The 15713-nt window shown below is 68.0% G+C and carries 13 protein-coding genes and 1 pseudogene; 8 read left to right on the top strand and 6 right to left on the bottom strand.

Translation table 11 applies throughout. The features are described 5' to 3' along the window. Positions 1-245 precede the first annotated feature (245 nt). Positions 246-938, bottom strand: coding sequence for a pentapeptide repeat-containing protein (locus DIE12_RS24610; protein WP_124488065.1), 693 nt, complete (start codon positions 936-938; stop codon positions 246-248). 86 nt (positions 939-1024) lie between these two features. Beyond that, the gene (locus DIE12_RS24605; protein ID WP_124488064.1) at positions 1025-1663 is read right to left on the bottom strand and encodes a TetR/AcrR family transcriptional regulator; all 639 of its coding nucleotides are present in this window, start codon (positions 1661-1663) and stop codon (positions 1025-1027) included. A 229-nt stretch (positions 1664-1892) separates the two neighbouring features. Here DIE12_RS24605 and DIE12_RS24600 point away from each other — a divergent pair, with 229 nt between their 5' ends. From DIE12_RS24600 to DIE12_RS24590, 3 genes and pseudogenes are all read left to right on the top strand, one after another. Beyond that, entirely contained in the window at positions 1893-3017 is a 1125-nt protein-coding gene (locus DIE12_RS24600; RefSeq protein ID WP_124521227.1) for a Rieske 2Fe-2S domain-containing protein, read from the top strand. Between the two features lie 12 nt (positions 3018-3029). Continuing rightward, positions 3030-4766, top strand: a complete 1737-nt coding sequence (locus tag DIE12_RS24595; protein WP_124521225.1) for an FAD-dependent oxidoreductase — start codon at positions 3030-3032, stop codon at positions 4764-4766. A gap of 59 nt (positions 4767-4825) precedes the next feature. Beyond that, positions 4826-5134 (top strand): annotated as a pseudogene (locus DIE12_RS24590) (saccharopine dehydrogenase); the annotation flags it as partial. Between the two features lie 160 nt (positions 5135-5294). Here the strand turns inward: DIE12_RS24590 and DIE12_RS24585 are convergent. Continuing rightward, on the bottom strand, positions 5295-6164 hold the full coding sequence (locus DIE12_RS24585) for a LysR family transcriptional regulator (RefSeq protein ID WP_124521223.1): 870 nt from the start codon (positions 6162-6164) through the stop codon (positions 5295-5297). A gap of 138 nt (positions 6165-6302) precedes the next feature. Between DIE12_RS24585 and DIE12_RS24580 the strand changes: the two genes are divergently transcribed. Further along, positions 6303-7481, top strand: a complete 1179-nt coding sequence (locus DIE12_RS24580) for a multidrug effflux MFS transporter (protein ID WP_124521221.1) — start codon at positions 6303-6305, stop codon at positions 7479-7481. A gap of 136 nt (positions 7482-7617) precedes the next feature. Here DIE12_RS24580 and DIE12_RS24575 read toward each other — a convergent pair whose 3' ends face one another. Continuing rightward, positions 7618-8712 (bottom strand): AraC family transcriptional regulator, encoded by a 1095-nt coding sequence (locus DIE12_RS24575; protein ID WP_124521219.1) that lies wholly within the window; start codon positions 8710-8712, stop codon positions 7618-7620. 129 nt (positions 8713-8841) lie between these two features. Continuing rightward, positions 8842-8970: a hypothetical protein gene (locus DIE12_RS38725; RefSeq protein ID WP_260427862.1), complete on the bottom strand. Its 129-nt coding sequence runs from the start codon at positions 8968-8970 to the stop codon at positions 8842-8844. On the opposite strand from DIE12_RS38725, the gene DIE12_RS24570 reads away from it, so the two are divergent. The 3 genes from DIE12_RS24570 (at position 8969) to DIE12_RS24560 (ending at position 13283) form a co-directional block, all read left to right on the top strand. Beyond that, on the top strand, positions 8969-10360 hold the full coding sequence (locus tag DIE12_RS24570; RefSeq protein WP_124521217.1) for an APC family permease: 1392 nt from the start codon (positions 8969-8971) through the stop codon (positions 10358-10360). The two genes, DIE12_RS38725 and DIE12_RS24570, sit on opposite strands and share 2 nt — an antisense overlap. Positions 10361-10424: 64 nt before the next feature. After that, positions 10425-11822, top strand: coding sequence for an aspartate aminotransferase family protein (locus DIE12_RS24565; RefSeq protein ID WP_124521215.1), 1398 nt, complete (start codon positions 10425-10427; stop codon positions 11820-11822). 36 nt (positions 11823-11858) lie between these two features. Continuing rightward, positions 11859-13283, top strand: coding sequence for an aldehyde dehydrogenase family protein (locus DIE12_RS24560; protein WP_124521213.1), 1425 nt, complete (start codon positions 11859-11861; stop codon positions 13281-13283). Positions 13284-13350: 67 nt separating this feature from the next. On the opposite strand, the gene DIE12_RS24555 is transcribed toward DIE12_RS24560, so the two are convergent. Further along, positions 13351-14205 (bottom strand): FadR/GntR family transcriptional regulator, encoded by an 855-nt coding sequence (locus tag DIE12_RS24555; protein ID WP_124521211.1) that lies wholly within the window; start codon positions 14203-14205, stop codon positions 13351-13353. Between the two features lie 233 nt (positions 14206-14438). Here DIE12_RS24555 and DIE12_RS24550 point away from each other — a divergent pair, with 233 nt between their 5' ends. Continuing rightward, entirely contained in the window at positions 14439-15647 is a 1209-nt protein-coding gene (locus tag DIE12_RS24550) for an ABC transporter substrate-binding protein (RefSeq protein ID WP_124488055.1), read from the top strand. Positions 15648-15713: the final 66 nt, after the last annotated feature.

Raw genomic sequence — 15713 nt, 5'->3', positions numbered from 1 at the left:
TCGCGTTCCTGTGAATCATCAGGTAAATCGCTGTAAGGATGTCTCCGGATTTTCCCTAGTGATTCGCGCGTCGACGGATCGGGTCGTCGAGCGTGAGCGCAAGGGCGTGCGTGACGTGTGCCGTTCGGGATGCGGTCGAAGTGATGAGAATATTCGACAGATTGCCGGCAGCACATGCGACATGCGCGGTTCGCGGCCGGCGTCGCGCATGTCGGCCGCGGGGCGAAGCAACGCGCGTGCGGTCGTCAGGCGACCCGGATCCCCAGATTCTCGATCAGCATCGCGGCCTGGTCATACGAGATGGTCGCGCCGCGCAGCACGCCCGACGCGAGCAGCTTCGGCGTGCCGCCGAGCTCCACGTCGCGCAGGTCGGCCCCGTCGAACCGGGCGTCGTTCAGATGCGCGTTGCGCAGGCTGCCGCCTTCGAACACGGCGTCGCGAAAGTCCGTGCCGGCGAGATCGGCATCCGAGAAGTCGAGCGCCACGAGCCGCGTTTTCCGGAACGAGAAGCGGCGCAGGCTCGCGCCGACCAGCAACGTGTTCGCGAATTCGATGCCGAGCGACTTGCATTCCTCGAAGTCGGCGCCGGTCAGCCTGCATTCGTCGAAGCGCGCCGAGCCGAGCTTGCTGCGGCGCCAGTTCGTGTTGTTGAGATCGCAGGACTGAAACTGCGCGTCCTCGAGGTCGGCCGACGCGAAGCTCGTCTGGCGCGCGCGGCAGCGAATCCACGCGGTCTGCGCGAGCGTCGCGCCGACGAACGACGCTTCCGCGAGCGCGCAGCGCTCGAATCGCACGCCGCGCAAATCGAGCCGCGACAGGTCCGCACCTTCGAGATCGCAGTCTTCGAGACGAAGCGGCGCAGGCGAGCCTTCGACGAGAAGCAGCAGGTCGGCGCGATCGAGCGTTCGGCCGGAGACGGAAACTCCGCAGGTCGTCATGGGGTAGTCCGGTGTGAGTTGAAATGTTCGAGGCCGGTATCGGATGGTATCGGCCGGGCTGCGCGACATCGCGCGGGCGCCGCCGCTCAGCGCGCGGCCTTCATCCGGGCCGCGACCGGCTTGCCGGCCGGCTCGCGCTGGAACGTCCACAGGATGCGCATCTGCGCGCGCATCGCCTGCTCGTCAGCCGGAACCAGGCAGTACGCGAGCCCGATACGGCTGATCAGCGCGATGATGTCGTCGAGCGCGGGCACCCGCGCGCCGTGCACGGCGACGTATTCACGGTACGGCTTTTCGAGCACGCGCTGCCACATCGGCGCGATGTTCTCGACGATGTAGCCGAACACGTCGGTGGACAGGCTCGTGGCCAGATAGTTGTGGTGAAAGCCGCCGTGATGACGATCGCGATAGCGCACCGCGAAGCACACGCTCTCTTCGCAGTAGGCCTCGAAGTCGTGCTCGAAGGCGGTGAGCGCGCGCTGCATCTCGTCGAAGAACTCGGCGTTCTGGATGCCGATCACGCCCTGGATCAGCTCCTTTTTCGTGCCGAAGTAGCGGTACAGCGTGCGCCGCGAAATGTTCGCGCGGCGTGCGACGTCGTCGATCGACAAACGGTCGATCCCGTGCTCGATCATCGCGTCGAGCGTGGCGCGCAGGATCGCGCTTCGCCCGTCGTTGACGCTGTCCATCCTGCTGGCGTCGCCCCAGCGCAGTTGCCGATCCATACCTTTCCTCGTTGCCGTGCGTTGCGCGGCGTGTGCCGATGAGCCGACCGAATGCGTCGGTTCGGAATTTTCGCATACGTTGTCACAAAAATGGAATTTGTGCCATTATTCGTCACAAAATAAATGTTTTGTGACATAGCGCCGGGTGCATCGACCCGCCCGGCATATTCCCGGCAAGGTCCGCCACGCAGGTGCAGGGCTGCGCCTTTCGACTGGAAGGAGACGATCCATGACCGAATCATCCGCGCCGGCCACCCGGCATCCCGTTCACCGGATTCATGCCGCACCCATCGACGCGCGCTACGCGCGCGGCTGGCATTGCCTCGGGCGCGCCGACGACTACCGCGACGGCCGCGCGCACGGCCTGTCGATCTTCGGCACGCGCGTGGCGGTGTTCCAGGGCGAGGACGGGCAGTTGCGAATCCTCGACGGCTACTGCCCGCACATGGGCGCCGACCTCGGGCGCGGCCACGTCGACGGCAACGCGCTCGTGTGTCCGTTTCACGGCTGGTCGTGGGCCGGCGACGGCACCTGCACTGCGATTCCGTATTCGCAGCGCATCCCGCCGAAGGCGCGCATCAAGTCGTGGCCGGTGATGGAGCAGAACCGCCTGCTGTTCGTGTGGAACGATCCGGAGGGCAATGGGCCCGATCCGGCGGTCGAGATTCCGCGCATCGACGCGTGCTTCTCCGATGCGTGGAGCGACTGGGCGATCGTCAAGTGGGTGATCGACACGAACTGCCGCGAGCTGATCGACAACCAGTCCGACATGGCGCACTTCGGCCCCGTGCATGGCGCGCCGATCGACTACTTCTGCAACACGTTCGCGGGCCCGGTGGCCTACCAGAAGCTGCGCGGCGGCAGCACGCGGCTGGCCGGCAGCGGCGGGTTGACGGCCGACTCGGCCTACTTCGGCCCGGCATACCACGTCACGCTGATGACGGGCGAAGCGCACGGGCAGCCGCTCAGGTCGATCCTGCTCAACAGCCACGTGCCGATCGATACGAACAGCTTCGAGCTGCGCTTCGGCGTGATGGTCGAGAAGAATCCGGCGCTGACGGAAGAACAGAATCGCGCGATGGTCGACGGCTACGTGCTGGCCGCGCAGTCGGCATTTCGCGAGGACGTCGCGATCTGGGACCACAAGACGCGCGTCGACAATCCGCTGCTGTGCGAAGGCGACGGCCCGATCTATCGGCTGCGTCAGTGGTACCAGCAGTTCTACACGGACGTGGGCGAGCTGCCCGCGCGGCACGCGAGCGTCGAGGTGCACGAATACCGCGGCGAGCACGGCGCCTGGCGCCAGCTCGCCGACGTGCCGGCCGATGCGGCAAGCTGCCTTGCCACGATCTGAGCGGAGGCGATCATGTACGACGATCGACACGATTCGTTCGGCGACGCCACGTACGACGTGGTGGTGGTCGGTTCCGGCGCGGGCGCGATGACGGCGGCGCTGCGCGCGCATGACCAGGGGCTGTCGGTACTGGTGGTCGAGAAGAGCACCGTCTACGGCGGCACCACGGCGGTGTCCGGCGGCGGCATCTGGATTCCGTGCAACGACCAGATCGCCGCGCTCGGCGGCAGCGATTCGTACGACGAAGCAATCATGTATTTGCGCGACGTGGTCGGCGAGGATTTCGACGCGCAGCGCATCGATGCGTATCTCGACAACGGCCCGAAGATGGTCGCGTATCTCGCGAAGCACGCGCACACGCGGTTCAATGCGGTGCCGCGTTATCCCGACTACTACCCGGACCGCAAGGGCGGCAAGCCCGGCTACCGGACGATGGAGCCGGCGGCGTTCGATGCCGCGCGTCTCGGCGCGCATTTCGACACGTTGCGCGCGCCTTCGCCGGCGACGCTGATCGGCGGGCGTATCGCGATGACGCAGATCGAGGCGCACACGATCCTCACGAAGGAGCGCGGCTGGCTGCGGCTCGCCGTGCGCCTGATGCTGCGCTATGCCACCGATTTCAAATGGCGGCGCCGCACGCCGCGCGACCGGCGCCTGACGCTCGGCAATGCGCTCGTCGCGAGCCTGCGCGCAGCGCTCGAGCAGCGCGGCATCGCGCTGTGGCTCGCAACGCCGATGCGCTCGCTGCACACCGACGGCGCACGCGTGAACGGTGTGGTCGTCGAACGCGACGGCCGGCCGTTCGGCATCCGTGCGACGCATGGCGTCGTGCTCGCGTGCGGCGGATTCGAGGCGAACCAGGCGATGCGCGACCAATTTCTGCCGAAGCCGACGCGCGCCGAGTGGAGCGCGGCGCCGCCGATCAACACTGGCGACGGCATCCGCGCGGGGCTCGCGCTCGGGGCCGACGTCGCGCTGATGGACTTCGTCTGGGGCGTGCCCACGGTGCGCGTGCCGGGCGAGGAGAAGCAGCGCGGGCTGTTCGTCGAGCGCTCGGCGCCGCGCTGCGTGATGGTCAACCGGCTCGGGCGGCGCTTCGTCAACGAATCGGCGGCGTATCCGGACGTGATCCACGCGATGTATGCGGACCATGCGAACACGCAGGCCAACGTGCCCGCGTGGCTGATCTTCGATGCCGAATATCGCAGGCGTTATCCGTGCGGCGTGCTGCTGCCCGGCAGCGTGCAGCCGGACAGCAGGATTCCGCCCGGCTGGCTCGACTCGGTCATCTATCGCGCGGGCACGCTGGCCGAGCTGGCCGCGAAGATCGGCGTGGATGCGCGGGGGCTCGCGCAGACGGTCGAGCGGATGAACGGTTACGCGCTCACCGGCATCGATACCGAATTCGGCAAGGGCGGCAACCTGTTCGATCGCTACTACGGCGATGCGTCGTCGAAGCCGAATCCATGCCTCGGGCCGATCGAGCGTGCGCCGTTCTATGCGCTGCGGGTCGACCCGGGCGAGATCGGCACGAAGGGCGGCTTGCGTACCGATGCGCATGCGCGCGTGCTGCGTTCCGACGGTTCGGTGATCGACGGCCTCTATGCGCTCGGCAACACGTCGGCGGCCGTGATGGGCAAGACCTACCCGGGCCCCGGCTCGACGATCGGGCCGGCGATGACGTTCGGCTATGTCGCGGCCGATCACATCGCGGCCGCGCGGCGGGCAGCGGAGGCGGTTGCGCAATAGGCGAGGCGCGGAGGCGGGGCGGGACGCGATCGCCGGGTGCAGCGGATACGGGCGGCCGGCTGCTGCCGAAGCCGGGCGAGGGGCCGAGCGTCGCCGCGCAACTGGCCGGCCGTTTCGACCTGCGCTTCTTCGGCCGCGCCGACGACGGGCGGACGCTGCGCGTGAAAGTCACCGGCGATCGCGATCCGGGCTACGGCTCGACCGGGAAGATGCTGGGTCAGGCCGCACTCCGCCTCGCGCTGGATTGCAGCCGCGACGGTGAGAAGACCGGGCGCGGCGGCGGCTTCTGGACGCCCGCGACGATGTTCGACGAGCGCTTCGTCGAGCGCCTCGTGCGTCATGCCGGCTTGCGTTTCGAGGTGCTTTGAGCGTGTGGCGCACGCGTCCCGGTCGACAGGAATCGAAAAAACAAAGGATCGCGAATCAACGTGAGGAGGCAGCTTGCTGCAACCGCGGGTCCGACACGATCCCGCCGTGCTCGTAGATCTCGCGCGTGAGCCGCTGCAGGCCTGCGTCGCGGCGTGCGCGTCAGTGCGCGAACGTCTCGACGAGCGCGTCGACGACGACGCGCACCCGCGCCGTATGGGCAAGATCCTGATGGAGCACGAGCCACGTCTCGTACGGTTTCGTGCGGTGCCGTCCGGGCCAGATGCGTACCAGTTCCGGATCGCGCTGCGCGAGGTAGGCGGGCAGTTCCCCGAGCGCGAGACCGGCGCGCACGAACGTGGCCAGCATCAGGCTCGAATCGAGTTCGGCCACGACACGTCCGTCGGCGGCCGATTCGCCGGCCAGCGTGTCGTGCTGCTGTTGCATGACGCCCGGCTGGTAGCGCGCGATGTCGTGGCCCGCGAAGCGGCTGCCGGGCCGCGGTTCGCCGAAGCGATCGAGATAGCGCCGCGTCGCATAGAGCCCGACGTCCCAGCGCGCGAGCAGCCGCACGATCAGGTCGGGCTGGTCGGGACGCGTCGTGCGTACCGCGATGTCGGCCTCGCGGCGCGCGAGATCGACGATGCGCGTCGTGGTGCTCAGCAGCACGCGCACGTCGGGATGGTGTTGCTGCAATCGTTCGATCGCCGGTACCACGAAGTCGACCGCGAGCGCATCGGTCGTGGTCACGCGCACTTCGCCGGCCACGCGCGCGTCCGCGCCTTCGCTGCGCCGTTCGAACGACACGGCCAGCCGCTCCATGCCCTCCGCGGTATCGAGCACCTGCCGGCCGCTGTCGGTCAGCCCGAGCCCGGCGGTGGTGCGCAGAAACAGCCGGCTGCCCAGCGTGCGTTCGAGCGCACCGAGGCGGCGCCCGACCGTCGTCTGATCGATGTCCAGTTGCTCCGCCGCGCCGCGCAGCGTGCCGGCGCGATGCGCGGCGAGAAAGATGCGAATGTCGTCCCAGTTCATGTCGTGTCGTGGTGATGCAAATTTGCAGGGATGGCATGCGATTTCGTGCATTTTCACATGTCCGGTCGATCTCTACCATGCGGCGCCTGAGTTCAACCACATGCGCGCCGGGCGGACCGGCGTGCGAGGAGCCTTGTCGTGCCGCGTCTTTCCCTGATTCTCGTCATCGCGATGCTGAGTGCATTCGGCCTCATCGCGTCGGACGTCTACCTGCCCGCGATGCCGGGCATGGCCGCCGATTTCGGCGTCGCCGGCTGGCGGATGCCGCAGACCGTGTCCGCGTACCTGCTCGTGCTGGCGTTCGCGCAGCTGGCGTATGGGCCGCTGTCCGATCGTCACGGCCGCAAGCCGGTGCTGGTGGCCGGCATCCTGATCTACGTCGGCGGCTCGCTCGGGTGCGCGTCGGCCGGCAGTTTCGCGACGTTCGTCGCCTGGCGCATGGTGGAGGCGGCCGGCGCCGCGTCGGGGCTCGTGATCGGCCGCGCGGTGATCGCGGACACGTGCGACAAGCGGGTGTCCGCGAAGGTCTACGCGGTGATTTATCCGCTGGTGTCGCTGTCGCCGGCCCTGGCGCCGGCGCTCGGCGGGCATCTTGCCGCATGGGCCGGCTGGCGTGCCGACTTCCTGTTCGTCGCGGCATTCGGCGTGGCCGCGCTCGCGACGACGCTGGCGCTGCTGCCGGAAACCCGGCCCGCGCACGCACGCTCCCGCACGTCGCCGTTCGCCGGGTTCGGCAACGTGCTGCGCGATCCCGCGTTCCGCCGCTACACGGCGGTGGTGTGCGCGATCTACTGCGCGTGGTTCGTCTACCTGACGCAATCGCCGTTTCTGTTTGCGGCGGCGGGCGTGGACGAGGCGCGGCGCGGCTGGCTCTACCTGCCGCTGACGGCCGGCATCGTCGTCGCGAACGTCGTGGCGAAGCGCCTGCTCGACTGCTGGCCGTACGACCGCATCGTCGCGGCGGGCATCGTGTGCTTCGTGCTCGGCGGCGTCGCGTTCGGCGTCGCTCGCGCGTTCGGGATCACGGGCGTCGCCGCGACCGTCGTGCCGATGTGCATCGTCAGCCTCGCGAACGGTTCGTCGCTGTCGCTGGCCGTATCCGGTGCGGTGGCAGGCCAGCACGGCCATGCGGCGAGCGCGTCGGGGCTCGTCGGCTTTTGCCAGATCGGCAGCGCGGCGCTGGTCGCGACGCTCGTCAGTGCAACGGCCGGCACCGGGCAGACCGTGCTGACGATGTCGATCCTGGTGCTGTCGTTCGTTGCGCTCGCGGCATGCGTCGCGCGGCCGACGCGCGCGCGCGCGGTCGATCCCGCATGAGGCAGGAACAGGCGGAGGGCCGGGGCGCGGTGCGACCAGGGCGATCGCGTCAGTCGATATCAAAAGCAGTCCGAAGAAAGATCGCCACGCCGGGCGCGCAAGCCCGCTCGGTCCTGATCCTTCGTTCGCGGACGGCTCACGTGTCGTCGTTCGCGCCCGCTCGCGGCGTCTTGCCGGTCCAGCGCCGGTACGCATGGCGGAAGCTGCGCGGCTCGCTGTAGCCGAGCCGCTCCGCGATCGCGGCGACGCTCAGCGCCGGCTCGTCGAGCAGCCGCACCGCCTCCTGGCGACGCACGTCGTCGAGCAGCGACTGAAACGTGATGCCGTCCTTGTCGAGCCGGCGTCGCAAGGTGCGCTCGGTCAGGTGCAGCGCGTTCGCGAGCGACGTCATCGACTTGAAGCGCGCGAGGTCGCGCGCCATCAACTCCTTCGCGCGATCGGCGAAACGCGTGCCGACCGACGCGGCCCACTGCCGTTCGAGCGCTTCGCATTGCCCGTGCAGCGCATTGAAGCTGACCTCGTTCGCGAGCCGCGGGGCTTCCGTGCCGTTCACGCTCGTGAACACGAGCCGGTTCTCGCCCGCATTGAACGTGACCGGGCAGTCGAAGTGGCGCGCGTAGTCCGCGCCGTTGCGCGGCGTGCGGCGGGCGAGATGCAGCTGCGCGGGCCATACCGGCTTGCCGACCAGATCGGACACGATCAGGCGCAGGCTCGACAGGCACATGTCGGTCTGGAACACCTCGAGGTCGGGTTCGCCGTTGTAGCGGCCGATCGTCACGCTCATCCCGTCCGCGTGCGCGTGCACGCGCACGTCGAAATACAGCCCCATGAACAGCGGAAACTGGCTCATGCACCGGAACGCCTGCATCACGGAGCCGCTGATCAGCATCGCGTAACCGGCGAGGCCGAGCGTCGACACATGGAGCCGCGCGCCGATCGACAGGCCGATCGACGGTACGCCGCTGCAGCGCAGCAGGTTGCGGAAGCAACGTTGCTCCTGGCCGCGATTCACGTGCAGGTTCGGCGACGCGACTTCGGCCGCGCCGAGGCCGGTGCCCTCGAGCAGCGCGGCGCCGTCGATGTGCCGGACGCGGCATTCGTCGAGCGCGACCGCGATCGCGTGCACGGTGGCGGGAATGTCTTCCTGGCGTCCGGCCGGACGCGCGAGGCCGAGCGCCGAACGCAGGCTGCGTTCGGCGCGGCTTTGGGGTCGATGGGACTTGCTGTCCATGGCGAGGGGCGGCAACGGGTTCGCGTAGAACATAGCCGGAATGTCCGCGAAACGCCAGAGGGCCCGCATCAGCGGGGGGCGGCCGGCTGCCACGCGTCCGGAAATATCCCCCGATTACGTCCGCTTTTCTCATTCGTCGTCGATTTTTTGGCGCACCACACTCGTCTCCGGATCGCGCAATGCCTGCACTGCTGCACGGCACGCATTGCCGACGAGACGAGTGTTGATGTCATGGACCACGCCACGTGAGGACAGCATGAAAGACACCAGGCCGGAGCAGCGCACGCCCAGCGCCGCGACAGACGACGTGCGGGCACGCACGGACGGGCACGCCGACGCGGAGCCACGCGCCGCGCATTCGCTCGGGCTGTTCACGCTGGTGATCTTCGGCCTCGCATACATGCTGCCGATGACGGTGTTCACGACCTACGGGATCGTCACGCGCGAAACCAACGGACACCTGACGATCGCGTATGCGGTCACGCTGGTCGCGATGCTGCTGACCGCGCGCAGCTACGGCCACATGGCGCGGCTGATGCCGAGCGCCGGTTCCGCCTATACGTTCGCGAGCCGCAACTTCGGCACCTCGGCCGGTTTCATGGTCGGCTGGGCGCTGCTGATGGACTACCTGTTCATCCCGATGATCAGCTACCTCGCGATCGGCATCTACATGAAACAGCTGTTCCCGGCCGTGCCGGCCAGCGTGTGGATCGTCGCGAGCATCGCGCTGGTCACCGGGCTGAACATCGTCGGCATCCGGCTCGTCAACCGCGTGAACCTGATCCTGATCGCGAGCCAGCTCGTGTTCATCGCGGTCTTCGTCGCGGCGGCCGCGCATGTCGCGAGCGGCGAGGGGCTGGCGCCGACGCTCGCGCTGCCGTCGTCGGACGACGCACGGGCGATCTTCGCCGGGTCCGCGATCCTGTGCCTGTCGTTCCTCGGTTTCGATGCGGTGTCGACGCTGTCGGAGGAAACGCGCGAGCCGCGCCGCACGGTGCCGCGCGCGATCCTGCTCTGCACGCTCGCGAGCGGCCTGCTGTTCATGCTGATCGCGTATGCGGGACAGGTGGTGTTCCCCGACTGGCATGCGTTCAAGGATCTCGATTCGGCCAGCCTCGAACTGATGCGGCGCATCGGCGGCGGCACGCTGTCGGCGCTGTTCGTCGCGGTCTACGTGGCCGGCTGTTTCGCGAGCGCGATGGCCGGCCAGGCGAGCGTCACGCGCGTGCTGTTCGCGATGGGCCGCGACCGGGTGCTGCCCGAGCGCGTGTTCGGCCACCTGCATGCACGGTTGCGCACGCCGGTGCGCGCGACGCTCGCGGTCGGTGTCGTGTCGCTGTCCGCGCTGTTCATCTCGCTCGATCTCGCGTCGACGATGATCAGCTTCGGCGCGCTCGTCGCGTTCGCGGTCGTGAACCTGTGCGTGATGCGCAGCTATCTCGGCCGCCCGGAACATCGCCGCTTCGCGGGCTGGATCAGGTTCGGCGCGGTGCCGGCGCTCGGCTTCGCGATGAACGTCTGGTTGTGGTCGGGCCTGTCGCGCCAGACCTTCTACGTCGGCATCGGCTGGCTCGCGATCGGGCTGTGCCAGCTGCTGTGGCTCACGCGCGGCTTCACGCGCCCGGCGCCGACGCTGTCGATGAACTGAATGACGGGCCGGCGGCCTCCGGCTGCGGGCCGCCGGTCTCGAATCCCTGAAGGAGGAATGACCCATGAACGGTGTTGACGTCAATCTCGATGCGGACCTGCAGGCGCTCGGCAAGCGCCATCTGCTGATGCACTTCACGCATGCCGATGCGTATCGCGACCACGCGCTGACGGTGTTCGACCGCGGCGAAGGCTGCTGGCTCGTCGATCGCAACGGCAAGCGCTACTTCGACGGGCTCGCCGGGCTGTACTGCGTGCAGGTCGGCTACAGCCACGGCGCGGAGATCGGCGACGCGATCCGCGAGCAGATGGTGCGGCTGCCGTTCGCGACCAACTGGGGCTACGGCCACGAACCGGCGATCCGCCTCGCGCACAAGCTCGCGGCGCTCGCACCGGACGGCCTGAACCGCGTGTTCTTCACGTCTAGCGGCTCGGAGTCGAACGAATCGGCAATCAAGCTGGTGCGCCAGTATCACCAGGCGCGCGGCGAGCCGCAGCGGCGCAAGTTCATCGCGCGGCGCGTCGCGTATCACGGCACGTCGTTCGGCGCGCTCGCGCTGAACGGGATGACCAACTTCCGCAAGCATTTCGAGCCGCTGATGGCGGGCGTGCGGCACGTGAGCAACACGAAGCGCTACGGGCGGCCGGAAGGCGAGACGGAAGCGCAGTTCACGCGCCATCTGCTCGACGAGATCGAAGCGCTGATCGTCCAGGAAGGGCCGGACACCGTCGCCGCGCTCGTCGTCGAGCCGCTGCAGAACGCGGGCGGCAGCCTGACGCCGCCGGCCGGTTATGCGCAGGGGCTGCGCGCGCTGTGCGACCGGCACGGCGTGCTGCTCGTGGCCGACGAAGTGATCTGCGGGTTCGGCCGGCTCGGCGAATATTTCGGGTCGACGCGTTACGGGCTGAAGCCGGACCTCATCACGTTCGCGAAGGGGATCGCGTCGGGCTACGTGCCGCTCGGCGGCGTGATCGCGAGCGACACGGTGGTCGACACCGTGCTCGCCGGCCCGCAGCAGATGTTCCTGCACGGCGCGACCTACGGCGGCCATCCGGTCGCGTGCACGGCAGCGCTCGCGAACCTGGCGATCATGGAGCGCGAAGGCGTGCTCGCGAACGTCCGCGCCAACGAGGCGGTGTTCCGCGAGACGCTCGACGGCCTGCGCGAGCTGCCGTGTGTCGGCGACGTGCGCGGCGACGGCTACCACTACTCGCTCGAACTCGTGACCGACAAGGCCGCGCGCCGCTGGGCGGCCGGCATCAGCGCGCAGACGTTCGTGTCGACGCTGCTCGCGCCCGCGATCTTCGAAGCCGGGCTGTTGTGCCGCGCGGGCGTCGACCACGAAGGCACGCCGATCGTGCAGTTCTCGCCGCCGCTCGTGATGTCGCGCGACGAGATCGTGTGGTTCGTCGCGAAGATCCGCGACATTCTCGCCGACACTTACGCGCGTGCGACGCGCTGAGCGCGGCAGCACCGTTCGTCATTCCAGGAGCCTTCGATGCGAACCTCACAACAGAGCTATATCGCCGGACAGTGGTGCGATCCGGCCGATGCGCGCGCGATCGACGTGATCGATCCGGCGACCGCGAAGCCGTATGCGCGGCTCGCGATCGGCGGGCCGGCTGACGTCGACCGCGCGGTCGGCGCGGCGAAGCGGGCATTCGACGCGTATTCGCGCTGGACGGTCGACGCGCGCGTCGCGCTGCTGCAGCGCGTGCTCGAGATCTACCGGCGCCGCTACGACGAAGTCGCGCGCACGATCAGCCAGGAGATGGGCGCGCCGATCGCGTTCGCGCGCGCGATGCAGGCCGCGGTCGGCACCGCGCATCTCGAACAGACGATCCGCGCGCTGCAGTCATTCCGGTTCAGCACGCAGACCGATTCGCTGCTGGTGTCGCACGAGCCGATCGGTGTGTGCGCGCTGATCACGCCTTGGAACTGGCCGATCAACCAGATCGTCTGCAAGGTCGCGCCGGCGCTCGCGGCGGGCTGCACGATGGTGCTCAAGCCGAGCGAGATCGCGCCGTTCAGCGCGATCCTGTTCGCGGAGATCCTGCACGAAGCCGGCGTGCCGCCGGGCGTGTTCAACCTCGTGCACGGCTACGGGCATGAGGTCGGCGATGCGCTGTCGCGGCATCCGGACGTCGACATGGTGTCGTTTACGGGCTCGACGCGCGCCGGTGTCGAAGTCGCGAAGGCCGCGGCCGATACCGTGAAGCGCGTGCACCAGGAACTCGGCAGCAAGAGTCCGAACCTGATCCTGCCCGATGCCGACATCGAGGATGCCGTCACGCGCGGCGCGCGCAGCTGCTTCAGCAACAGCGGACAGTCGTGCAACGCGCCGACGCGGATGTTCGTGCACGTCGATCAGCTGGCCGCGGCCGAGGCGGCGGCGCGCGATGAGGCTGCGCGCACCGTCGTCGGCGATCCGCGTTCGCCGGAAACGGGCATCGGGCCGGTCGTCAGCCGCACGCAGTTCGACCGCATCCAGCAGCTGATCCGGAGCGGCATCGACGAGGGCGCGACGCTCGTCGCGGGCGGACCCGGCCGTCCGGACGGGCTCGGCGACGGCTTCTACGTGAAGCCGACGGTGTTCTCGAACGTCACGCCGGACATGACGATCGCGCGCGAGGAGATCTTCGGGCCGGTGCTGTCGATCCTGACCTACCGGACCGAGGATGAAGCCGTGGCGCTCGCGAACGATTCGGTCTACGGGCTCGCGGCCTACGTGCAGACGAAGGATCTCGAGCGCGCCCGCCGGATCGCGGCGCGCTTGCGCGTCGGCAACGTGCACATCAACTATCCGGCGTGGAACCCGGCCGCGCCGTTCGGCGGCTACAAGCGTTCGGGCAACGGCCGCGAGTATGCGGAGTTCGGCCTCGTGGAATATCTGGAGACGAAAGGCACGACGGGGTACGCGTGAGCGGCGGTGGCCGACCGCCGCCGGACGGTCGGCCCCTGCCTCGAGCCGGCTTCGCGTGTACCGACAGTCAGTTGTCCTCGCGATCCGCCGCGGCCGCGTCGGAGCCCGAGACGGGCGCGGCGGCCCGCCTGCGGATTTCGGAGTCGAGGATCAAGCGCCCGCGCAGCTTCCCTTTCATCCGTTTCACGTGCTTGGGCGCCTCGGTCATGTGCTCGACCATCAGTGCACGTACGCGCTCGGCATCGCGCGCTCGCGCGGCCAGCAGGATCTCCTTGTGGATCGACACGTTCGCTTCGCCGAAGCGCTTGTGCTCCGCGAGCGGCGTATCGTTCCTGAACTCGATCAACTGCCGGATCATCTCGTTGATCAGCTCGCAGCTGAAGCGCAGGAAGGGGTTCGGGTTCGCGGCCGCGAGGATGTCGTGGAACGTCGTGTCCTCCTGCCGCTGGCGCAGCATGTGGCCGCGGTCGTGCACGCCCGACGCGCCGTCGCAGCACGCGATGTTCGCCTCCAGCGCCGCGAAGTCGCGCTCGGTCAGGTGCGGCACGGCGCCCGCCGCCAGCTCGGGTTCGAGGAGCTTGCGCACCGTGTAGATGTCGTCGATCGTCACGTCCTTGAAGAACAGGTAGTTCTGCAGAAGTTGCAGCGTGCGGTCGAGCGGCACCTCGACGACCATCCCGCCGCCCGACGGCCCCGTCGTGACCTTGATGAGCCCCTGCACCTCGAGCGACTTCAGCGCCTCGCGGATCGTGCTCTTGCTCACCGCGTACAGCTGCTGCAGTTCCGCCTCGCGCGGCAGGCGGTCGCCCGGCTTCAGATCCTTCTCGGTGATCAGCCGCTTGATCTCCTCGGCGACGAGATCCGCCCGCTTCGGCTGCTTGATTTCGACCGCGAGGCCCGCCCTGGCTCGGTCCATGACCATCTTCAAGACTCCTTTGTCTGACTGCGCGCCACGTCATCGTCGACGATCCGTTGCGGCGCGGGGTACGGAATTTTGCCTGATTGACACCAATTTTGATCAACTCTAGCATCAGGTTCATTCTATTTATCATGATAAATAGGATCAACCGGCGACGCGCATCCTGCAGGGCGTGGATACGGTTTGGGTTTGGCAGTCGGTCGCATCGTGTGTCCCCCTTTATCAGGAGCGTCAACTTGAATCGCCGAGAACTGTTGAAACTGGCCGCGCTGTCGGCCGTGCCGGGCGCGCTCGGCAGCATGTCGTCCCGTGCCGCATTCGCGCAGGGTTCGACCATCCAGCTTGCCTGCCCGGTGCCGATGTCGGGGCCGTTCGCCGCCAATGGCAAGTACGCCGATCTCGGCATGCAGCTCGCCGTCCGGCAATACGGCAAGGTGCTCGGTGCGCCGCTCGCGTATACGGCACTCGACACCGAGGGCAAGCCCGCGACCGCCGTGCGGCGCGTGCAGGAGATCGCGCAGCAGAAGGGGGCCCGCTTTTTCGCGGGCGGCATCCTGTCGTCCGAATCGCTGGCAATGGGCAAGGAAGTCCAGAAGGCGGGCGGCGTGTTCATCACGACGGCGGGCGCGGATGAACTGACCGGCAAGGACTGCAACGATGCGACGTTCCGCTGGTCGGTGCCGACCTTCGGCGCGATCGAGCAGACGGTGCGGCCGTTGCTCCAGATGCTGCCAAAAGCGAAGCGCTGGTACACGATCACGCCGCAATACGTGTTCGGCGAGGGCCTGCTGTCCGCCGCGAAGGCGATCTTCAAGGAGAAAGGCATCGAGCATGTCGGCAACAGCTACCACTCGCTCGCCGAGAAGGAGTTCAGCGGCTACCTGACGAACGCGGCGGCCGCGCAACCGGACGTGCTGCTGATCCTGAACTTCGGCTCGCAATCATCGGACACGCTGCGCCAGGCCGTCAGCTTCGGGATGAAGCGCAACTGCACGATCCTGCTTGCGTGGGCATCGGGCCTCGAGCAGTTCGAGGCGCTCGGCCCCGACATCTGCGACGGCGTGTATTTCGGCGCGCAGTACTGGCACGGCATCGATTCGCCGCTGAATCGCGACTTCGTGAAGCGGGCGAACGCCGCGTTCAAGGCGAACCCGAACTACAGCCTCGCGGGTTCGTACATCTGCTCGAAGATCCTGCTCGACGCGATGGTGAAGGCCGGCAGCGCCGATCCGAAGAAGGTCGTCGCGGCGATGGAAGGCATGAAGTACGACGGTCTCACGGGCCCGGAGGAAATCCGCAAGGGCGACCACCAGGTGCTGAAGAACTACTACCTGCTGAAGGGCAAGCCGAAGAGCCGGATGAAGAACGCGGACGACTACGCGGATATCGTCAGCTCGGGTCAATCGTTCCTGTCCGTCGACAAGACGGGGTGCAAGCTCGCGTAACGCGATGCGCGCGTTCGCGGCCGTCGCGCGCCGCGGACGTCCGTTTCACTCCTTTCCGGTACGGAA

This window comes from Burkholderia sp. Bp9015, from assembly GCF_003853505.1.
In the GTDB taxonomy this organism is placed as follows: Bacteria; Pseudomonadota; Gammaproteobacteria; order Burkholderiales; family Burkholderiaceae; genus Burkholderia.
This window is presented reverse-complemented; position numbering and strand designations above follow the sequence as displayed.